This is a genomic window from Paraburkholderia sp. RL17-381-BIF-C (genome assembly GCF_046026435.1).
Classification (GTDB): Bacteria; Pseudomonadota; Gammaproteobacteria; order Burkholderiales; family Burkholderiaceae; genus Paraburkholderia.
This window is the reverse complement of the sequence record NZ_JARESX010000086.1, coordinates 1-21,497: the sequence shown is the minus strand read 5'-3', so window position 1 is coordinate 21,497 and position 21,497 is coordinate 1. Positions and strand designations below refer to the sequence as shown.

General features: G+C 61.9%; 18 protein-coding genes. 12 read left to right on the top strand and 6 right to left on the bottom strand.

Annotation, left to right across the window (positions count from 1 at the left end; translation table 11 throughout):
• Nucleotides 1–44: 44 nt before the first annotated feature.
• The 7 genes from P0D70_RS31910 (at nt 45) to P0D70_RS31880 (ending at nt 11,429) form a co-directional block, all read left to right on the top strand.
• Nucleotides 45–326 (top strand): hypothetical protein, encoded by a 282-nt coding sequence (locus tag P0D70_RS31910; RefSeq protein ID WP_091806195.1) that lies wholly within the window; start codon nt 45–47, stop codon nt 324–326.
• 225 nt (nt 327–551) lie between these two features.
• Complete coding sequence (locus P0D70_RS31905; protein ID WP_408187410.1) at nt 552–2,006, top strand: efflux transporter outer membrane subunit; 1,455 nt, start codon at nt 552–554, stop codon at nt 2,004–2,006.
• A 229-nt stretch (nt 2,007–2,235) separates the two neighbouring features.
• Nucleotides 2,236–4,809 carry an FHA domain-containing protein gene (locus P0D70_RS31900; RefSeq protein ID WP_408187409.1) on the top strand — a complete coding sequence of 858 codons (2,574 nt, stop codon included), beginning with the start codon at nt 2,236–2,238 and terminating at the stop codon, nt 4,807–4,809.
• On the top strand, nt 4,787–6,160 hold the full coding sequence (locus tag P0D70_RS31895) for a beta-barrel domain-containing protein (RefSeq protein ID WP_091806201.1): 1,374 nt from the start codon (nt 4,787–4,789) through the stop codon (nt 6,158–6,160). The genes P0D70_RS31900 and P0D70_RS31895 overlap by 23 nt, the downstream gene beginning before the upstream one ends.
• 37 nt (nt 6,161–6,197) lie before the next feature.
• Nucleotides 6,198–6,950 carry a peptidylprolyl isomerase gene (locus P0D70_RS31890; protein WP_091806203.1) on the top strand — a complete coding sequence of 251 codons (753 nt, stop codon included), beginning with the start codon at nt 6,198–6,200 and terminating at the stop codon, nt 6,948–6,950.
• A gap of 67 nt (nt 6,951–7,017) precedes the next feature.
• Complete coding sequence (locus P0D70_RS31885; protein ID WP_091806206.1) at nt 7,018–10,074, top strand: peptidase domain-containing ABC transporter; 3,057 nt, start codon at nt 7,018–7,020, stop codon at nt 10,072–10,074.
• Nucleotides 10,074–11,429, top strand: a complete 1,356-nt coding sequence (locus tag P0D70_RS31880) for a sigma-54 interaction domain-containing protein (RefSeq protein WP_091806209.1) — start codon at nt 10,074–10,076, stop codon at nt 11,427–11,429. Before P0D70_RS31885 ends, P0D70_RS31880 begins: the two co-directional genes overlap by 1 nt.
• 34 nt (nt 11,430–11,463) lie before the next feature.
• On the opposite strand, the gene P0D70_RS31875 is transcribed toward P0D70_RS31880, so the two are convergent.
• Both P0D70_RS31875 and P0D70_RS31870 read right to left on the bottom strand, forming a co-directional pair.
• Nucleotides 11,464–12,234 (bottom strand): PP2C family protein-serine/threonine phosphatase, encoded by a 771-nt coding sequence (locus P0D70_RS31875; protein WP_408187408.1) that lies wholly within the window; start codon nt 12,232–12,234, stop codon nt 11,464–11,466.
• A 5-nt stretch (nt 12,235–12,239) separates the two neighbouring features.
• Nucleotides 12,240–12,527: a hypothetical protein gene (locus tag P0D70_RS31870; protein ID WP_091806216.1), complete on the bottom strand. Its 288-nt coding sequence runs from the start codon at nt 12,525–12,527 to the stop codon at nt 12,240–12,242.
• Between the two features lie 469 nt (nt 12,528–12,996).
• Between P0D70_RS31870 and P0D70_RS31865 the strand changes: the two genes are divergently transcribed.
• Together P0D70_RS31865 and P0D70_RS31860 are read left to right on the top strand one after the other, a co-directional pair.
• Nucleotides 12,997–13,500, top strand: coding sequence for a lecithin retinol acyltransferase family protein (locus P0D70_RS31865; protein ID WP_408187407.1), 504 nt, complete (start codon nt 12,997–12,999; stop codon nt 13,498–13,500).
• Nucleotides 13,501–13,563: 63 nt separating this feature from the next.
• Entirely contained in the window at nt 13,564–13,818 is a 255-nt protein-coding gene (locus tag P0D70_RS31860; RefSeq protein WP_091806222.1) for a hypothetical protein, read from the top strand.
• Between the two features lie 4 nt (nt 13,819–13,822).
• On the opposite strand, the gene P0D70_RS31855 is transcribed toward P0D70_RS31860, so the two are convergent.
• Entirely contained in the window at nt 13,823–14,701 is an 879-nt protein-coding gene (locus tag P0D70_RS31855) for a LysR family transcriptional regulator (RefSeq protein WP_091806225.1), read from the bottom strand.
• Nucleotides 14,702–14,801: 100 nt separating this feature from the next.
• Here P0D70_RS31855 and bla point away from each other — a divergent pair, with 100 nt between their 5' ends.
• Nucleotides 14,802–15,737, top strand: coding sequence for a class A beta-lactamase (gene bla / locus P0D70_RS31850; protein ID WP_408187406.1), 936 nt, complete (start codon nt 14,802–14,804; stop codon nt 15,735–15,737).
• A 79-nt stretch (nt 15,738–15,816) separates the two neighbouring features.
• Here the strand turns inward: bla and tehA are convergent, their stop codons facing one another.
• The 3 genes from tehA to P0D70_RS31835 form a co-directional block, all read right to left on the bottom strand.
• A complete protein-coding gene (gene tehA, locus P0D70_RS31845; RefSeq protein ID WP_408187405.1) occupies nt 15,817–16,839 on the bottom strand; it encodes a dicarboxylate transporter/tellurite-resistance protein TehA in 1,023 nt (340 codons plus the stop codon).
• A 281-nt stretch (nt 16,840–17,120) separates the two neighbouring features.
• Nucleotides 17,121–17,471: a response regulator gene (locus P0D70_RS31840; protein ID WP_091806234.1), complete on the bottom strand. Its 351-nt coding sequence runs from the start codon at nt 17,469–17,471 to the stop codon at nt 17,121–17,123.
• Nucleotides 17,472–17,477: 6 nt separating this feature from the next.
• Nucleotides 17,478–18,953 (bottom strand): ATPase domain-containing protein, encoded by a 1,476-nt coding sequence (locus tag P0D70_RS31835; protein WP_408187404.1) that lies wholly within the window; start codon nt 18,951–18,953, stop codon nt 17,478–17,480.
• A 357-nt stretch (nt 18,954–19,310) separates the two neighbouring features.
• Between P0D70_RS31835 and P0D70_RS31830 the strand changes: the two genes are divergently transcribed.
• On the top strand, nt 19,311–20,357 hold the full coding sequence (locus P0D70_RS31830; protein WP_408187403.1) for a phytoene/squalene synthase family protein: 1,047 nt from the start codon (nt 19,311–19,313) through the stop codon (nt 20,355–20,357).
• Nucleotides 20,358–20,486: 129 nt separating this feature from the next.
• On the top strand, nt 20,487–21,497 hold a 1,011-nt coding region (locus P0D70_RS31825), incomplete at its 3' end, for an acyltransferase family protein (RefSeq protein WP_408187402.1).

Genomic DNA, 21,497 nt, shown 5'->3' with positions numbered 1-21,497 from the left:
ACCCAACCGCAAACTGTGCAGTATTCCCTTCCAGGAGATTGACCATGAACACGCTGACCATCAAAGACCTGTCCATCACCGAACAACTCGACAGCAAGGCCATGAGCGCCGTGCGCGGTGGCATGGGCTACTATCCTTCGTCGTCGTACTTCAACTTCATGCCGATGTACGCGCCGAACAACAGCAAGACGGTCAATGCCACCCAACTGATCAACACGCAACTGGACATTCAGAACGCCAACGGCAACAACGCAGCGTTCGTCTCCGGCATCACGACCACGATCGATCCGCACGTGAGCGCAAGCAACAACATCAACGTGCACTAAACGGCGCAGGCCGCCGCGGAGGCCAGACGGCCTCCGCGGGCTCTTACCGCCCGCTCCTCAAAAAGATTTCGCAGCCAATCGTTCTTTCCACGCGCCCCCCGCTTCACCGCACGAACCCCGCACCGATCTTCTTGCATCGCTTCGATGGTGAAGCCGCGCAGGAGATGCTTTACTTAAAGGGTGCGTTCTCCTCGTGCATTGAAACGGGCGTTATCGGAGACCATCGTGTCAGCGTCGCTTTCATCAACTCGTCAGCGCCTCGCCCGCAGGATATCGGTGCTGCGCTGCGTTTGCGCGGCAACGGCTTGCGCGCTCTCGCTGGTGGCCTGCGTCGATGTGAGCATGCCCGACTACAAGCGTCCCGACACGCCCGCCAAAACGTCCTGGTCGGATCAGAAGGGCTCGCCGGTGTCGGCGGCCGCGACCATCGAACCCGACTGGTGGAAGGGTTTCCACGATCCCTATCTCGACACGCTGATTGCGAAGGCGATTGCCGGCAACTTCGATATCAAGGTGCTGGCCGCGCGTATCAACGTGGCCGGCACGCAGATCGGCGAAGCCAAAGCGGGCGCCTTGCCGACCATGGATTTGGGCGCCGGCGCCGATTTCGAAAAAACCACGCACCAGACCTTCTCCAAGCAGTACAACCTCGCGACGCAGGTGAACTGGGACATCGATATCTGGGGCAAAGTCGAAAAAGGCGTGCAGGCGCAAAAGGCGGAATTCCACGCCAGCGAGGCTGATTGGCGCGCCGGGTATCTCGAACTGGTGTCGAACGTGTCCAGCACGTACTTCCAGATTCTGCAATTCGACGACCAGATCGAGCAGCAGCAGAAAACGCTCGTAACGAACCGGCAGATCCTCACGATTTACGACGGCCAGCGCCGCAACGGCCTCGTGCCGCAAACCCAGGTGTTGCGGCAGCAGGCGGAGATCAACCGCCTGACCAATCAGTTGCTCGAGCTGCGCCGCTCGCGCGCGCTTGCCAACAACGCCCTCTGCACGTTGCTCGGCGTGCCGGCTGGCGAGTTTCAGATGCCCAAGGGGCATTTGCAGCAGCGCGTGCAACTGCCGCCCGTACCAGACGGCCTGCCCGCACAACTGCTCGCGCGGCGTCCCGACGTGGTCGCCGCTGAGTTCAGAGTGCTGGAAGCTTACGACCTCGTCGGCCAGGCCAAGCTCGCGCAATTGCCGACCATCAGCCTGACTGCGCACGGCGGCACTGCCAGTTTTGCGTTGACCGACCTGCTTAAATCCTTCACGTACGGATTCATGCCCAGCATCAACATTCCGCTGCTCGATCCGGGCGTGCGGGCACATGTGAAAGTCACGCAGGCCCAATCGACGGTTGCCGAACAGCAGTATCGCGTGGCGGTGATGGCCGCGTTCGAGGAAGTGGAAAACGCGCTGGTCAATGTGAATTCGCACAAGGAACAGCGCGTGGAGTTGCAGCAGGAAGTGTCGCGGCTGCAAATCGTGGCGGACCAGATCCAGTCGCAGTTGCGCCTCGGCCTCGTGTCCCAGCTGGAGGTTTTCGAAACCGAGCGGACTTTGCTGGAAGCACAACAGGAACTGCTCGCCAACCATCAGCAAATTCTGTCCGACACCGTATTGCTTTATAAAGCGCTGGGCGGCGGTTGGCCGAGCGTCGACGTGCAGACGGAAGTAAAGGAGCACTGAGCTAATCCGCAATGTGGCGCGCCGCAGGGGGTATTTCGGCTGTAACTGACGCACTCATTGCCTTCATAACCGACGATCGGAAAATTGACACTCGCCATGTGTGACTTACAATCTTTAAGGGGCCGCCTAATGCACGGCTCACTCAAACAATATCTTTCCGCCGTAGTCCTTTGTCCCGTTTCCGTTGCGTACTCCTCGCAACGGGTAAACGCTTAGTGATCCAGATAAAATGGCTGCCGGCGAAGCTCCGATTGCTGAGATGCGCGCGACTGAAGACGCTGCGTTCGACGTGGTGTTGTCGCCGGCTGCGTCCGGGCAGCGTCCCGCGCTTGACGCGATCCGGATCGTCGACAATCTGTTTGCAATCGGGCGCAGCGAGGCACCTTTTACCGACTATCCCGCGGAACGGATTGCGCGCCTGTCCCGCCGTCATGCGCGGATTTTCACGGAACACGGCGCGGTCTACGTGGCCGACCTCGGCAGCAAGAACGGTACGACGGTGAATGGTGTCGCCGTGCGGCAAACGCCGGCCCGCGTGCGTGCCGGCGACGAACTGTGCTTCGGCGGCGAGCTTTGCTACCGGGTGAGCATCGAGCCGCGCGCGCGTATCGTGGCGGCCGCCGCTTCTCCCGCCGCGCCGGGATTGCTGCTGGTGCCGCAGCGCGACGACCTCGGCCTGCAACCCATCGAGGTACAGGCGTTTCCGTTTCTCGTCAGCAAAACAGACGATGTCTTTTCGCGCTACAAGGACCGCTATCCGCATCAGGTCAACTACATTTCGCGCCGTCACGCCCACATCTTTCTGAAGGGCGGTGAGCTGTATGTCGAAGATCTCAGCAGCACCAACGGCACATTCGTCGGCGGAAAGCGGCTGGACGAATCCGCGCTGCCGCTCGTAGAGGGAGACCTCGTTGCATTTGGCGGAGATCACTTCGTCTACAGGGTGACGCTGCAGAAGCCCCCTGAAGTCGAGCCCACCGTGACCCAACTCTTTCTCAACCCGGCCGCCGACGAAGCCGGCGATCCAGACAAGACCACGTTCGTTGGCGCCGCGCATTCCTTCCTCGATATCTTTTGCGTCGACCCCGGTCTGCAACGCGAGGACGAAGTCAACGAGGCGGCGCAGTCCACGTCCGCGCACGCGAAACGCGATACCCCGACGGGCACGGAAAAAGTGGCGAGCGGCACGGGCGGAGCGAATGGCGCCGCGCATGCAGGGGCGGGCAAGCGCAAACCGCAACGTTGGCGCCTGCTCGTGGGTGAGCTCGGCAAGGCTTTTGCGATCGGCGACCGCACGAGCGTGCGGCGCATTGCGGTATGGGGCGGCGTGGCCGGGGTGGTGCTAGTGGCGGTTGCCTCTGCGCTCTACATGCGTGGTTCGTCGGAGCGCGAGTTAAAGAATCTGCTGGCAAGCGGCGATTACAGCAGCGCGGTAACCACGGCAAAGGGCTATCTGGCGAGCCACCCCACGGACACGAAAGTCAGCGCGCTCGCGAGTGAAGCGCTGTTGAAGGCGAAAGTCCCCAACTGGCTGAATGCGCTGGAAAAGGCGCAGTTCGATCAGGCGGACGCGTTGCTCAACGAGATGAGATCGTTGAGTACCAACAATGTGGACGCTACTTCGCTGATCGGCGAATTGCAGTGGGTTGGCGATCTGGAACGCTTCGTGGCGGGCCGCGGTGGCATGGAAGCACCGATTCGCATGTACACGGACGAGGGCAAGATCGGCAATCTGCTGCAACGCTGGGAGGACGACGCGAAGAGCCATCAACGCGCGCTCGACCGGATCGCTTCCTATGTGCCCGTGTTCGCCGACCCCTATGCGCAGGCACTGAGCCATCTGCGCAAACTGGAAAGCGACGATTCGGTTTATCTGGCCGCCATCGACCGCCTGAATGGCACGATTCGCACCGAACTGGCGCGCGACAAGCCCGCTGCGCTGCCTCCCGTGCTCGACGATTACGCGCAGCGCTATCCGCGCCTCGCGGGCATTGACCGGGTGCGCCAGGATTTGCGCCAATACACCGATTTGCTGAATGCCGCGTTGAGCCGGCAGCTGACGCCATTGCTCGCCATGCTGAAAGCGGCGCATTTCAGCACGCCGCCGTTTCAGGCGCAGTTTCAGCAACTGGCGGCCAGCCGTTTGCCGTCACCCGATGTCATTGCTCGCCATGACGCCGTGACGGCGGCATGGCAGCACGGTGACGCACAACAGGCACTAGCCGGGTTGCAAGCCATGCCCGCCGGGCCGTGGTCCGATGTGCTCGCTGCGGAAATGGCGCACAAGAAGGCTCTGCTCGACCAGTATGCGCAATTGCAGAAAACGCGCGGCGACAAGGATTACGACCAGCGCCTGCTGTCGTTCTACGCAAGCCTCGATCCGACAACGGACGTGTGGTTCCTGCAGTCGATTCAGAAAGACGTGGCCGCCTTGCACGACAAAGCGTTGGCGCGTGCGCAAGACCTGATGTTGCGCGCTCAAAGCTTGTGGAAGCAGTACCGCGCGAGTGGATCGATCGGCGGAACGCAGCGCCTCGAAGCGGGTATTTCGCCGGGATTTCGCAGCGAGGCGCGTCTGCTTTCGGATGCGCAAACGTCGGCGCAACAGGGTATGCGCATCTACACGCAACTGAAGGCCGATCATCCCGCCGACTTCGACCGTCTGCTCGCCGATATCGACGCCGAAGCCAATTTGCAGCGCCGCTCGCTGACGGAGTTGCGCATGGTGCTGGATCCGGGACTTCTGAAAGCGAAGCTGGCATTGATCGGAGGCGAGCAGAGTGAAACGCGACAGTCACCCTAGACCGTTGTCGGAGGCGCTGGAGGATCACAGTGTCGAAGGCATTGCGATTCTGATGGCGGAGCCGGTGCGGCTCGCGCGCGCGCTGATCTGGGCGATGGTCGCGCTCGTCGTGGTCGGCCTGCTGTGGTCGTTCGTGGGGCGCGCAGACGTGATCGTCAGCGCGCAAGGCACGTTGTCGCCCGAATCGGAGGTGCGCCGGATTTATGCGCCGATCGACGGCGAACTCGCCGATCTGTATATCGCCGAAGGACAACCCGTATCGAAAGGCGACGTGCTCGCGCGGCTCAATGCGCGCGGCGCGATCGAGGCTGCCAGCAATGCGCTGCAAGCACAACTCAAGCTGGAAGACGCCGAGCGCGACTGGAAGCAGTTTCCCGAGAAGAAGGCGCTGATGGAGCGCAAAGCCGCCGCGCTGAAGGCGCAGATGGAAGTGGAAGCGCGCCAGCACGAAAATCGGGTCTCCGAAGGCACGACCAAACTCGCGGAGGGGCAGAAGGCCGAACTCGACGAAGCGCGCAGCGTGCTCGACAACGCCCGCCGCACGCGTGAAGCGGCGCGTCAGGAACTGGACCGCTACTCGCGGCTCTTTGCGCAGCCGGGCGGCGGCGGCATCGCCGAATTGCAGGTGGAGCAGAAACGCACCGCGGCGATGGAAGCGGATAACGCATACCGTGTCGCGCAATCGAAACTCGCGGAACTGGATTTCCGCCTGAGCCACGAATATGCGCAGGCGAATGCGCAACTGGAAACCAGCGGCCAGCAGACCACCGACCTGCAGCTTCAATACGATTCGGCGGTGCGCGACATTACCGACGCGGAAGACAAGTTGCGCCTGCAACTGCAAAGCGCGCGACTGGTGTCCGAAGCGGCCGCGCGGATTCGTTTCGAGAACATCGACAAGGACAATTTTCTGCTGATCCTCGCACCGGTCTCGGGCGTCATCACCGACGTCACGTCGACGCAGCGCGGCGACAAGATCCAGGCCAACGCGCCGCTCGGCGGCATTGCGCCGAAAGACGCGCGGCCCGTTCTGAAGATCGAAATTGCCGAACACGACCGTGCTTTTCTGCACGAAGGTCTGCCCGTCAAGTTGAAATTCAATGCCTTTCCGTATCAGCGCTATGGGCTGATCAGCGGCACGCTGGCCTATATTTCGCCGGCCACCAAACCGTCGTCGACGGACAAGCAGCCGGTCTACGAAGGCCGCGTCACGCTGGACAAGGATTACTACCAGATTGCCGACACGCGCTATCCACTGCGTTACGGCATGACGGCAAGCGCCGAGATCGTGGTGCGTGAGCGCCGCCTGATCGATCTGGGTCTCGATCCGTTCAGGCAGGTGGCGGGTTGACCGCGCGGATCACACGTCAATAAAAGGAGCGAATGAGATGACCGCGATAGTGCGAATCGATGACGAAGTCGTGGACGTGGCCGAGTTCATTCGTCTTCTGAAACTGACCGGCCAGTTCGAGAGCCTGATCGAGCAGATCGTGCGCGACAAGCTCACGGTTCACGCCGCGAAGAAACAGGGCATCACCGTGAGCGCCGATGAAATCCAGCAGCGCGCCGATCAATTCCGCCGCGTGCGCGGCTTGCATCGCGCGACGGATATGAATCAGTACCTCGATGCGCTCAATGTCAGTCTCGACGAATTCGAGGCCTTCATTACCGACGGGCTGTACCAGGAGAAGATGCTCGACGAGATCGGCAACGACGCCGCGATCAAGGATTACTTCGCCCTGAATTCGCCGAAGTTCGACGCGATCGAAGTGAGCCATATCGTGCTCGACAGCGAGGGCAAGGCGAAGGAAATGATTTCGTATCTGCACGACGACCCCGATAGTTTCGCCGACATGGCGCGCGAGCACTCTATTGCTGATACGCGTGAGGCTGGCGGCGTGATCGGCAAGGTGCTGCGCGGCTCATTGAAGCCCGATATCGAAGCGAAGATTTTCAATGCGGCAGTGGGCGACCTGCTGGGGCCTTTTCCATCGGCGGATCGATCGTGCTTCGAGATTTTCGCCGTGACGGCCAAATATCCCGCAACGCTCGATGCCGATGTGGCTTCGGAAGTCCGGCGCCTGCTGCGCGAAAGCTGGCTGATTGCACGCGCTCAGGAGCACGTGATCGAAGCGCGCTAGCGCGTTCGTGCCCTGCACGCCGCATTGAAACAACGCAACGACACGCCGATTCGAGGTCCGCAAGCACATGGATGCACCCCAGACCGCGCCTTCCACAGCCGAGTTTCTAACCTCGGTGGAAATTCTCTCGCCGTTTTCGCGCGACGAGATCGACCGTCTTGCCGAATATGCGCAAGCGCGCTTCTATTCATTCGGCGAAACGGTCTGCTCCGCGGGTGAGACGGCCGACGGACTTTACGTGGTTCGTTCAGGTTCCGTGCGGATCTTCACGGAGGAGCACGGCAAGGAAACCAGCATGGGCGTGCGCAAATCGGGCGAGATCTTCGCCGATATTGCGATGTTGCGCGCCTATGTGCATGAAGCGTCGGTGCGGGCGTCGGCGAAAACCGAGTTGCTGTTCATTCCGCGCGCCGCAATCGAGCCGGTGATCGCCGGCAATCAGGCCGCGCTGGCGTTCGTCGCCAGTTATGTGGCGATCAACTCAGCGGGCGGCTTCGTCGCGCAGTTGTTCGATCTGCGCGGCAAACTGAACAAGGCGGAACTCGAAGAGTATGTGCGCAGCGTGGGTGTGAAGCGGGTCGCCGCCGGCAAGGAGATTCTCAAGCAGGACGGACGCGAGGACCGGCGGCTGTATGTGGTGCGCCAGGGTGAAGTGCGCATCGTCCGGCATGAGGAAGGCCACGACTACACGCTTGCCACGCTTGGCGAAGGCGAAATATTCGGCGAGAAAGCGTGTCTGATGCGTCAGGAGCAGATGGCTTCGGTTGTCGCGACAACCGATACGCGCCTGCTCGTGATTCCCGAGCGCACGGTCCACTTCATTCTCGAACGCAATCCCAAGCTGCGTGAAGTGCTCGACGAGCGGATTCGTTACGGGGACCGCGAGTTACAGCGGCAAAAGCGGGTCGAACAGCGACGCAAGCTGCCGCTCATGCTCGATCTGCAGACCAAGCCCGAGTTCGGCGAGAAGGTCATCAAACGCTTCGCGCTGGTCGAGCAGGCTGAAGAAATGGATTGCGGCGCGGCGTGCCTCGCGATGATATGCCGCCACTACAGCATTCCAATGACGCTCGGCAAATTGCGCGAGCTCGCCAATGTCACGACTCAGGGCGCCACGCTCGACAGTCTCGCCCGCGCGGGCGAATCGCTGGGTTTCACGGCGCGCGGTGTGCAATGCACATTCGATTCGTTGCGCGGCTTCGATCTACCGTTCATCGTGCATTGGGAGGGATACCACTACGTCGTGGTGTATGGACTCTCCAAAGAGTATGTGTGGGTCGCAGACCCGGCCGTCGGCTTCAAGAAGATGACCGTGGAAGATTTCGAGCGCGGGTGGAGCGGTACCTGTCTGCTGTTCACCGGCGGCCCGAATCTGCTGCAAATGTCCGCCGCGCGTTCGCCGTGGATACGCTTTGTCGGCTATCTCACGCCGTACAAAAAGATTCTCGGCCACCTGTTTCTCGCCACCTTCGTGATTCAGGTGCTGGGTGTGATTCCGCCGCTGATTATCCAGAACATTCTCGACGGTGTGATCGTGCATCAGAATGTCAGCCTGCTGCATCTGCTGATTGGCGGGTTGATCATCGCCAATGTCTTTTCGCAATTGATGTCGTCGATTCGCGCCTATCTCGCCAATTTCATGGTGCGCAACATGGACTTCGCGATGATGTCGCAGTTCTTCAAGCACACGCTGTCGCTGCCGTTTTCGTTTTTCGCCAAGCGCAAGACCGGCGACATTTTCGCGCGCTTCCAGGAGAACCAGACGATCCGCGCCTTCCTGACCGAATCCACCGTCACCACCGCGCTGAACCTGCTGATGGTGTTCATCTACTTCACGATTATGTTCGTCTACAACGTGAAGATGACGCTGGTGCTGATCGCGTTCGTCATTCCGATCATGGCGCTGACGGCGATCGCCACGCCGAAGATCAAGGGCTATGCGCGCGAAGTGTTCACCGCTTCGACTGAATCGAAGTCGTTTTTGATGGAAGCGCTCGCGGGCGTGGAGACGATCAAGGGCATGGGCATTGAGCGGCCAGTGCGCTTGCGCTGGGAGAAGAAGTACGCGAAGGCGCTTGAAGTGCAATATCGGGCGCATGCATTCAACATTCTCGTGGGACTCGGCAGTCAGTTGCTGAACGCAGCGACGACGATTGCCATTCTCTGGGTCGGCGCGAATCTCGTGCTGGCGCGTGAAATGACGATCGGTCAGTTGATCGCGTTCAACGCGTTCATGGGTAGCGTGCTCGGTCCGTTGATGGGACTGGTCGGCTTGTGGAGCATGCTCAACGACGCGGGCGTGGCGATGGAGCGCCTCGGCGACGTGCTCGATATCGAGCCCGAACAGAAACCGCAGGATTTACCCTCGCGTGTGATGCTGCCCGAACTTCAGGGCGAAATCAGCCTCAGCGGCGTCTATTTCCGCTACGGCGAAAACGACTCGGCCTACGTGCTCGAGAACATCAGCTTCGATATCAAGCCGGGCGAACTGGTGGCGATCGTAGGCCGCAGCGGTTCGGGCAAGACCACGCTCGCCAAGCTGCTGGTGGGCTTCTACACGCCCACCGAGGGCAAGATGACGATAGACGGCTACGATCTCGGCGTGGTCGATAAAGCCTATTACCGTGCGCAGATTGGCTACGTGATGCAGAGCAACCTGCTGTTCTCCGGCACGATCGCGGAAAATATCGCGAGCGGCGACGACGCGCCCGACCGGCGTCGCATCGAGGAAGTGGCGAAGATGGCCGACGCGCACGCATTCATCAGCAAGATGCCGCTCGGCTACGAGCAGATTGTCGGCGAGCGCGGAATCGGCTTGTCCGGCGGGCAGATCCAGCGGCTTTGCATTGCACGGGCGCTGTATCACGATCCGCGCCTGCTGGTGTTCGACGAAGCGACCTCGGCGCTGGATTCGCAGTCGGAGAGCAATATCCTCGGCAATATGCACGACATTCTGAAAGGCCGCACGGCGGTGATCATCGCGCACCGGCTTAGCACGATCATGCGCGCGGACAAGATTCTCGTGCTGTACGAAGGAGCGATTGTCGAACAGGGCCGTCACGATGAGTTGATCCAGCGCGGCGGCATGTATTACCAACTGGTCCAGAAACAGTTGAGCGCATGATGATGAAAATACTCGACCAGATTGAAGAGGCTAGCCCCGCGATTTCGTACGCGGGCCTGATCGAGCGGATCGAGATCTTGCGCTCGACGTTACGCTGGTCGTCGCGGCTGGAGCGCGCGGACATCGACAAACTGCTTCGGCAAGCCACCTCGCTGCGCGACGAGGTGATGCAACTCTCGCACAAGGAGCGCTTCGTGCAAGCGGCGGTGGCCGCCGAACCGCAGGAGCGCGTCGATCAATCACGAGGCGCGCGGCGCAAGGCGCTGCTCGAACGCAGCTTCATTTTCGAAGGGACGTTCGGCGACAATCCGCGTTTGCTCGAATCGCTCGAAATCGCCGAGAAAGCGGCGCCGACCGATTTGCCCGTGCTGATCGACGGCGAAAGCGGCACCGGCAAGGAATTGATGGCGAAGGTGATTCACGCCAACGGTTCGCGTGCCGACAAGCCGTTCATTTCCGTTAATTGCGGCGCGATTCCCGACAATTTGCTGGAGTCGGAATTGTTCGGGCATCGCAAGGGGGCATTCACGGGGGCTTCGAATGACCGCAAGGGTAAATTCGAAAGCGCCCATACAGGTACGATTTTTCTCGACGAAATCGGCGAGTTGCCTCTGGCCGGGCAGGTGAAGCTGCTGCGCGTGCTGGAAGCGCACGAGATTCAGCGCGTCGGGTCCGATGAAACGATCGCGGTGGATACGCGCATTGTCGCGGCGACCAATCGCAATCTGCGGCAACTTAGTGAAGAGGGCAAGTTCCGCGAAGACCTCTTTTACCGGCTGAGCGTGATTCACGTCACGCTGCCGCCGCTGCGTGAGCGCCGCGATGAAATTCCTTTGCTGATCGCGTGGTTCGGCGATGAAGCCGCGGGTACGCTCAAGCGCAGGCCCGTGCGAATGACGCCGCGTCTGCGCGACTTTCTGCTGAACTATGCGTATCCAGGCAATATTCGCGAACTGCGCAACGTGATGTATCGCGTATCGTGTCTGGCCGGCGATATGGCCGATATCGATCACTTGCCGCAGGACATGCGGCCCGCGGCGCCCGGATCCGCGGCGTCGTTCAACGCGGCGACCACGACAGGGCAGGAGCCGATCAGCGTGACGAACCTGATGTCGCTGAGCGACGCGAAGCGTGCGGCCAGCGACGACGCCGAAAAAGCCTTTCTCGAGCGCGGCCTTCGCGAAGTGAGCGGCACGGTCGCGGAACTGGCCCGCCGTATCGACATGAACCGTTCGCATCTGCAGATGCTGCTGAAGAAGCACGGCCTGCATTCAAAGGACTTCCGCAATCGCAATGTGCCGGCCGCTACCCGGAACGGCGCGGACGAGCGCGACGACGAGAGCGAAGAGACTTGAGTCCGCCGCATTAAACGCCGTCAGTGCAACGGGCTCAAGGGGATGGGTTCAGCAAGGTTTTGTCGGATGCGTTCGGGTCTTCGGCGCGCACGACCACGGCGGTGATGTTGTCGCGGCCGCCGCGCGCGAGGGCCAGCTCGACGAGTTCTTCAGAGGCGTTTGCGTTCGCCGCCTTGCTGAGCACCGCGAGCATGTCTTCTTCGCCGACCTCGTTGCTCAGGCCGTCGCTGCAGAGCAGGAAGACGTCGCCGTCCATCACTTCGATGGCGTCGTCGTCGAGTTCGAGTACGTCTGTCGCGCCAACGGCTCGTGTGATCATATGCTGCGCCGGATGGTGCCGCGCCTCTTCCTCGGTGATCACGCCGAGCGACTTGAGCGCTTCAACCTGACTGTGATCGCGGGTGAGTTGCCGCAAGCTGCCTTCGCGCAGCAGATACAGGCGACTGTCGCCGGCCCACACATAGCCGCAGAAGCGGTCACAGGCAAGCAGTGCGACGACTGTACTGCCGATACGCTGGACCTGTCGGCGCGCGGCTTCTTCCCTCAATTGACGATTGGCGCTTTGCAGGCGCGAGCGCGCGTCGGCGACGAAGGCCTTCATGCTGACCGGCGAGGTCAGCCGGGCGAGCGCGTCGATCACCAGACGGCTTGCCAGATCGCCGACCGCGTGCCCGCCCATGCCGTCGGCAACGGCCCAGCGCCCGAGGTCGGACTGGTCCAGGCAGGCATCTTCGTTGATTTCGCGGACGCGTCCGGGATCGGAATGCGCGGACGACGTCCAGCGAAATTGGCTCGCACAGGTCACAACGTTTACACCGTATCGTTTCTGCTGCGTGCGTCGGGAGAGACACTGATGTTCGAGTTCGCGCCGGTGTTGCGGACGTCGACCGACTGGAACGTGTTGATCATCTGGTTAGCATAGAAGTTGTTGGTCACGTCGTACAGGTTCACGACGGGACCGATGCTGGGCGTGCTGCGTACGTAAGGCTGAATCCAGCCATACACCCACGGTGCGCCGCCGCCACCGCGAATCGCTGTCATCGCCTTACGGTCTAGCGCGAGGTTCAGCGAGAGGTCGTTCACAGTAATAGAAGACATGTCGTTCTCCGGTTGGCCGCGTGTAACGCGCGCGGTGACGCGCGGTTTTTAATGAATCTGGGCGTTATATTGCAAGTGCCATGCCAATTCGCCGGCCTTTTTCGTGGTTTGTCGTCATGCCTTGATGGCCGGGCGATTGCGTGCCCTGGCGCACATACCGGATGAGCGCATGCGGATTCATCGGTCGGCTGCAAGCCAACAAGCGCGAACGCTAACCGGTGTCGGACCCAACAGATTCTTGCGTCCCAATGCCCCCGCTATCGGACCGGCTTCCACCTCGTGTGGCAACCGTAAATGAGCGTCGTACGCCAACACTTCGTCGAAAATTCTGTCGGCTCACATCGCACACTCGTCGCATCCGAAACGCTCCAATTTCTCGCGAAGCCCTTTAAATAAAGGCTTTTGCGCGCATGGCCCGGATGATGCAAATAACCTCGCAACAGTGTTGGAAATCGAAGCGAGGCCAGCCATGAACACGAACCCTCTTCAGACGAGCAGCGACAGCAGCGAAGACCGCCGCGACGCCGCGTCCACCATCGACCTGCCGATCGGCGCGCATCTCGTCACGCAACGTCGCGGTTACGAACACCACGGCATCTATGTGGGCAATGGCCGCGTGGTTCATTACGCGGGCTTTGCGAGTTCAGCGCATCGCGGCCCTGTTGAGGAAGTGGAACTGGAACGCTTCGCTGCCGGACACCCGCTGTCGATCCGTTCGACCCCGTCGGCCCGCTACGTCGGCGACGAAGCCGTGCGCCGCGCACGCTCCCGTCTCGGTGAAAACCACTATCGCCTGCTGACGAACAACTGCGAGCACTTCTGCTCATGGTGCCTGCTCGGCGAAAGCCGTAGCGAACAGGTGCATTGCTGCCTGCGCCATCCGCGTACCGGCATGCATGCGCTGGTGTGCCTCGTGAAGGCTTTCGTGGAAGCCAGCGCGAAGGGCGCTCAAGGTTCCGTGCAGTTGGCGTGAGCCGGCCACATCCCGTTTCAGTGATTCAAACATTCAAGCATTCAAGCATTCAAGGAGAACATCATGGCTGCCGCGGAAAAGACCTTGCATTGGGCTGTGGACAAATGGCTCGCCCCGACCCCGTCGATGCCCGCACGCGTCGTGCAGTTTTGCCACCGTGCGTCGCAACATCAGCGCTATGTCTGCGTGGAAGCCTTGCGGCCAGGCGGCCTGCTGTCGATCTTCTTCTTCCGTCATGACGACGGCTCGTGGAATGTGTTCCCGCCGCAAGCCGAACGGCCCGCAATGAACGGCCATCGCCGCACGGCGCTCTGCTAACTGGCTAGTTGCGCGCCTGCGCGGCCGCTTCCTTGATGATCCACTGATTGAACAGCAGCATCGCCGGTGTCATGGGTTTGCCCTTCAACCATGTCAGCCAGTAACTGCCGGCGTGAACCTCCACCTCGAACGGGCGCACCAGCCGGCCTGTGTTGATCTCGTGATCGAACATCAACGCGGGCGCGAGCGCGATACCCGCGCCCTGCATTGCTGCTTCCACCATCAGCCGCGACGAATCGAACACCGGCCCGCGAATCGGTCGCGGCGGAATACCGGCGGCCGCAAACCAGCTCATCCAGTCGTCGGCGCGATAGGAGCGCAGCAAGGTCTCGTTGGCGAGATCGTCCGGCTTCGACAGCCGCGCGGCGATCTCCGGCGTGCACAGCAGCGCAAGCGGCGCGTCGAGCAGCCGCGTCGCGAGCGAACCGGGCCACGTGCCGTCACCGAAGCGGATCGCGAAGTCGAGACCTTCGGTGGCGAGGTCGACCAGGTTGTTGTTGGTCAGCAGCCGCAGTTCGACGAACGGATGTGCGTCGCGAAACGACTTGAGGCGCGGCATCAGCCAGCCCACTGCGAATGTGCCCACCACGCCGAGCGTCAGCACCTCGTGAAAGTGGCCGCCTTCGAATTGCTTGAGTACGGCTTCGATCCGATCGAATGCGTCGGTCAGCACCGGACGTAGCGCGAGGCCCTCGTCGGTCATGGCAAGGCCGCGGGGCAGGCGCTTGAAGAGCGCAGTGCCCAGCCGCTCTTCCAGGGTTCGAACCTGCTGGCTGACGGCGGCCTGGGTGACGTTCAGTTCGAGCGCCGCGCGCGTGAAGCTCAAGTGCCGCGCGGACGATTCGAAAGCCCGCAGCGCGTTCAATGGCAGGTACGGTCTCATGGCGAAGGCATAAGATTCTCTTGTGAGTTGGCTAACTTATCATCGTTTGTCAGCGGCGGGCGGAAAACCGATAGTTGCGGCTTCACACAAAGGAGCGGCGATGATCACGAGACGGAAGTTCGCGGGCGCGATGCTGGGTGTTTCGATAGCTGGGGTTGCGGTTGGCAGTGCCGGCGCGTTCGGCAAGGCGGTTAAAACGGGGGCCACCGCGCAGGGGCGCGAGTTGGCCCGGGCGGATGCGATCCGTCGGCGGCTTGCCGAAATCGAGGCGGCAAGCGGTGGGCGCCTGGGGGTGTCGATCGTCGATACGACGTCGGGCTTGCACGCGGGTCTGCGGACCGACGAGCGCTTCCCGATGTGCAGCACCTTCAAGGTCCTGGCGGCGGGCGCCGTGCTGGCGCGCACGGACCGTGGCGCGGAAGATCTTCAGCGGCGCGTGGTGTTCTCACATAGCGACGTGGTACCGAATTCGCCCGCCACGAGCAAACACACGCGCGAGCTGACCGGCAACGACGGCATGAGCATCGCCGAGTTGTGCAAGGCGGCGATCACGCTGAGCGACAACACGGCGGCCAATCTGTTGCTGGCGACTTTCGGCGGACCGGCAGGGTTGACCGCATTCGCGCGCGGGCTGGGCGACGGCATCACGCGTCTGGATCGTAACGAGCCGACGCTGAACGAAGCCATTCCCGGCGATCCGCGCGACACCACCACGCCTAACGCCATGCTCGGCAATCTGCGCGAGCTTCTGCTCGGCGAGTATTTGGCGTCGTCGTCGCGGGCACAACTGCTGGCGTGGCTCGTCGCCAACGAAACCGGCGGAGCGCGGCTTCGCGCGAGACTGCCGAAGGACTGGGGCGTGGGCGACAAGACCGGCACTGGCGATCACGGTACAGCCAATGACATCGCGATTCTGTGGCCGCCAGGCCGCGGTCCGGTATTGGTGACGGTGTACCTGACTGAAACGGATGGCAACGCGGCGCGCAGCAATGCGGCGATTGCGGATGTGGGTGCGCTGGTGGCGGCGTCCATCTGAGCGCGCCGCGCAGCGGGTCGCGCTGGCAACCTGGGCCGCGCGAGAGTGCGGCGCGCCTCGCTGAATCCGTTGCGGCAGTCTAGCCGGCTTGTGCGATTCGTGAAGCGGCCGGTGCGTCCGATGCGGACTGGGAGCTAGACGCAGGGGCCGCGGCCGCGGGAATCAGCTTGCCATTCACCAGCAGACCCAGCGTCTTCACCACCAGGATCCCGATGATCAGATTCGCCGCGATGAACAGAAGCGGCGCGGCCCATTCGAGCGGACCCGTCGCGCCGCGTTCGAGCATCCGAAGGGCCATGGTCGGCAGGGCGGCGACGCCGAAGCTGAAGGCCCAGTAAGCCGGCATGAAGGCCTGTTGGCGAATCCATGGCAGCAGGCGCAACAGCAGCAGCGCCTGGTACAGGCCATAGCCGAGCAGCACCAGGGCAAACAGGTCAGGCGTGCCGCTGCTCAGGCTCAGATAGGTCACGCCACCCACCACCGGCGGCGCGAGTTGCACGCCGAGCAGCGGGCGCAATGCTTCGGGCAGTGGTTCGTGCACGGCGGCGCGGTGCAGGATCAGCGATTCGATCGCAAGCCACGACAGCACACCCGCGCCGAAGAGAAGCCCGCCCAACTGATGGAACCCGAACGCGGCCGCAGTCGTGCCGGCAACGAAGCTCGGCGCAACCGTCGGCAGGTAAATGGCGGGCGTTACCAGTTCAGGCTTGCGCCCGCCCTGCCAGAGCCGTCCATGCAAATACACGCCGAGCGCCAGTTGTGCAACTGCGGCCACGCCGAACAGCGCGAACGCCAGTGTATGCGCGTACGGCTCTATCAGTTGCGCGGCGAGCAGGCTCGAAACCGGACCGAGCGCCGCAAACGACGATTGCACGGGATGCTGCATTTCCGCGCGCGCTTCGGCGCCATGCGTCAACCATTTTTGGCCGTAGGCGGCCAGAATGACGATCCACACGACGAGCGCGGCCACCGTCATCAAGCCGCCTATCGCGGCCGGCAGGTGCCAGAGCCTGATCGCCACGCGCCACAAATTGGCGAACGCCAGTGCGCCCACCGCGATCCCGAAGAAAGCAACTGGAATCCTCCCGCGATTGCTGCTCATCACCGATCCTCCGAAAGTTGCGTCGCGCGCCAGTGTTCCGGTATCGCGCGATCGATGACGTACTGTAAAAGGCGGCGGCAAAACGCAGAACGCTGGGCGCGCTCAACAAATGGCGCGATCGTCTCAAGATGCCGGGAGTGGCATGGGCTGGGAGGTGTTGCCCGCGTTGCGCGTGGTTTCGCTGGCGTTCCGAATGTCGCACGCAGCGGTGAAGGCGGGTTGCGGCCGGGCGTTTTCGCGTTTAGCGCGTCGGCCCGCCGAATCAGCGGCCTGACGTTGCTTTATGCGGCCATGCGCTGAAGCATCGCGAGCAATGCGTCGAATGATAGCGGCTTGCGGGCGTATGCAATGGTGGGATTCGGCTGCGTGGGGATATCCGCGGCCGCGCTGCACAAAATGATCGGAATGGCGCGCAGATCGGGATCGGCGTTGAGCGCCGCGCACAACTGCAGTCCCGACATGACCGGCATCATGCAGTCCGAGACGATGATGTCCGGACGGGTCTTGCGTATCTGTTCGAGCGCGGCGGCCCCGTTCGACGCGACCAGCACCGTGTAGCCGTGCCGCTCCAGAAGCAGCCGCCACACTGTGAGGATGTCGAACTCGTCGTCCACGACCAGAATGGTTTTCATGGGCGGCTACGTATTTCGCCGTGGCGGCAGCATGGCCGACAGGCCCGTCGCCGGATACACGTTGGCGGGGTTCGCCAGTTTTTCGATCACGTCGAGGCCCTGAGCCGAAATCACGAGTTCTCGCAAGGAGGTGTCGTGAGCACTCTCACGTTGCTTGACTACGGAAATCATGCGCCGTAGGCCCGTTTCCGTTTCGGCGTAACGCAGCAGCAAGAGGTTTTCGGTCAGCGCCGACATCCGCACGCTCTTCGCATGGCCGGGGTCGGCATAAAGCGGCAGTTCTTCAGTCAGCAGCGTGGTGACACAGGCTTCGCGAAGCTGGTGCAGCAGCGCATTCAGGAACAGGCCAAAACGCTCGGGGCGCAAGGCGGAATCGCGGAACCCCTCCACCCCGTCAATCACGATGCGCGACGCGCCGATCTTCTTGACCGTGGCGAGCGCGGTGGCCGCGAGTTCGTCGACAGCCAGCTCAACGGCCGGTTGCCACTGGATGACGAGCCTGCCGTCTTCGTGAGCCTCGGTGAGCCCGATCGATACGGCCTCGGCTTTACCGATCAGCCGCTGCGGACCTTCGTAAAAGCCAAGATAGACGCAGCGTTCGCCGCGCGCGACGCCGGCCGCAAGAAACTGCAGGCACAGCAGCGTCTTGCCGACGCCCGACGGCCCGATCAGCGTAGTCGTGGAGCCTTGCGCAAAGCCGCCGCCCAGCAGGCTGTCGAGATGCGGCAGGCCAAAGCCGAGGCGCGCTTTCAGATCCACCGGACCCGGCGGTACGGCACATTGCGCTTCGAGACGCGGGAACATCAGGAGCCCGCTTTCGGCAATGCGGAAGAAATGCTTGCCCATTAAATGATTGCGAGCGCGCATCTTGTGGACTTCGATTTCGCGCGCGCGGCGCATGCCGTCGTTGTACCGGTTCAGTTCGATCAGACCGTCGACCAGCGTATGTTCCGGATGCGGTTCGTTACCCGAGAGCGGCGCGAGCAGCAAGGTCGTGCAATCCATGGCCGCGACCAGCGCGTTCAGCTCATGGATAAATTTCGACAGCGACAACTCGGTTTCGCTGAATTCGCGCGCGCTGCGAAAGCCGTCGATGATCATGAGGCTCGGGCGGTAATCGTAAATGCTCGAGGCGATCAGTTTGAGGAAGCCGTCGAGACCGTCCTGCATCAGTTCGTGATAGCCGGAGACGAACAGCATCTGCTGTGCGACCGCTTTTTCGTCGAAGAAGCTCAGACCCTTGAGATGCCCCAACAGCTTGTCGTGGGATTCGGCGATCAAGGTCATGTACAGTACCTTCTCGCCCTGGCTTACACGATGAAAACCAATCTGGCTCGACAGAATCGTCTTGCCGGCGCCGGCCATGCCTTCCAGCAGGTAGACGCCGCCGCGGACCAGACCTCCGCCCAGGATCTCGTCGAGACCGGGGACGCCAGTTTCCACGTTGGGTCGGGAAGACGTCGGAGATTCGTGGATAGTCATTGTCGAAGTGTCATTCAAGGTGCGCAGAAGCGACGGCCCGCACTCGAACCGTCTGTTACTCAAACTACGTTCGCCAGCAATTTGCGTTCCCGCTGTCGCACGGCAACGCTCTCGCGTGGGCGCGGATGCGGGGGATTCTATCTGGTGGCGGCCCGGTTGGCGAACCGCCACTCGGGGCGGCGCGTAAGGGACGCGCGGCCAATGGGCGCGAACGGGCCGATCCGATGGCCACCATATAGGCAAGCTTTTCAATCGATGCAATGGCAACAGGAAGAAGAGTGGCAGCGCCGCGCCGTATACAATTCGGCAGCGCCAGATTTCTGCCCGCTTTTCGCCAATCCTGACCTGATCCCGTCCATGCCGAATCCGACCCGGGCCTTCCTTCTCGGCCCGCTCCTGAAAGGCGTTTCACGCTCCTTTTATCTCACGCTGCGCGTGCTGCCCGCCGGGATGCGCGATCCGATCGGACTTGCCTACCTGCTGGCGCGCGCGGCCGACACGATCGCGGACACTTCGCTGATCTCTCCGGAACAACGCCTCGCCTTGCTGCTGTCGCTGCGCGATCAGGTGAACGGCGCGGCGGACGACGGTGCGCTGTTCCAGCGCATGGCGGCCGAAGTGGCGGGGCAGCAGGTCCAGTCGGATGAGAAGGTGCTGCTCGAATCGCTCGGTCCGGCGCTCGACGTGTTGTTGCAACTGAGCGAATTCGATCGCAAGGCCGTTCGCGAGATCGTTTCGACGCTGACCGAGGGCATGGAGTTCGACCTTCGCACCTTCCCGGACGAACGTTCCGGCCAGATCGCGGCGCTGCGAGAATACGAAGATCTCGACCGCTACACGTACCTGGTGGCGGGTTGCGTTGGCGAATTCTGGACCACGATGACTTACGCGCACATGCCCGGCACGCTGAAAGAGCAGCCCGAAACCATGGCGCGGCGCGGCGTGCGTTTCGGCAAGGCGCTGCAGATGACCAACGTGCTGCGTGACTGTGGCAAGGATTTGCGAATTGGCCGCTGCTACCTTCCGCAGACTATGCTCGACCGATATGGTCTAAGCGCGCAAGACCTGTTGCTGCCGGCCAATTCCGTGCGGGCCCGCCCACTGATGATCGAACTGCTGCGCAAGACACTCGATCATTTCCGCGAAGCGCTCGACTATACGCTGGCAATTCCGGCGTTTGCGGTACGCCTGCGTCTCGCGAGCCTCTGGCCGATTCTGATCGGTCTGGAGACGCTCATCCTTCTCGTGGACAACAATGCCTGGCTCGATCCGCAGAAAGTCTCCAAAGTCAGGCGCAACAAGGTGTATCAGATCATCGCTTCGTCCCTGTTGCTGGTGCCTTCGAATGGGCTGGTGCGCCACGCTGTCGAACGGCGGATCAGCCAGATCGAAGCGCGTTTCTGAATGTTGTGAGCCGTTTGCTGTTTCGGTAGGGCGCCGCCCCGTCTCCCATGCAATGTGGGGGAGCGTACCGAATAAAAGCAAGGTGGGCCGTAGTTTGACGGACAACTCCTCTGTCCGATTCAGATTTACATGGCGCTTACCGGCAAACAACATTGCGACACGCTGGACCTGATCCGCGCATTAGCGGCGGGCGCGGTGTGCGTTAGCCATCTGCGCAATCTCATGTTTGTCGATTACCGCGCGAGCGCCGGAATCGGGCTGGCGGGCAAGCTGTTTTATTTCATCAGCAACTACGGCCACACCGCGGTGATCGTGTTCTTCCTGCTGAGCGGATACTTCGTGGGCGGTTCAGTGTTGCGCCAGGTCGAGGCTGGAACATGGAACTGGCAGCGTTATCTGACCGAACGCATGTCGCGGCTGTGGATCGTGCTGATTCCCGCATTGCTGCTGACCATGTTCTGGGACCGCATGGGTATCGCGCTGGCAGGCGGGCCTTTCTATCTTGGCACCGAAGGTACGTTCGATCAGCAGATCAACGTCGCGTCGCATCTTGGAGGCGCGACGCTGGCATGCAACCTCGTGTTCCTGCAGACCCTCGCGTGCGGCACTTATGGTTCAAACGGACCGCTGTGGAGCCTCGCCAACGAGTTCTGGTATTACCTCTGGTTTCCCGCGTGCGTCGTGCTATTGCGTCGGCGGCGAGGCTTTGTGGCCTTCGGCGCGGCTGCATTCGCACTCGCCACGATGATTGCGTTTCCGTCGCTTCTGAACGGGTTCGGACTATGGCTGCTCGGCGTCGTCCTGGTGGTGCTGGAGAAACGCTTTCCGTCGCGCGGCGCGCGTACGGGCTTGCCCTGGTTCACGCTCGCCAGCGCAGCGGCGTTTATCACCGCGCTGGTGTGTTCGCGTTTGTTCCTGTGGAGCAACGACTGGATCGTCGGCGTACCGTGTTTCCTGTTCCTGCGCTGCATTCTCTGGGAAAACGTTCGACTGCGTCCGGCGCTTGTGTCGCGTGTCGCGATACGCATTTCCGCGTTCTCCTATTCGCTGTATCTGACGCATTTCTCTTTCATTCTATTCGTCGCCGCAGTCGGATTCGGGCAGCGTATCCAGTTCGATGCCCGCGGCGCGCTGGTGCTC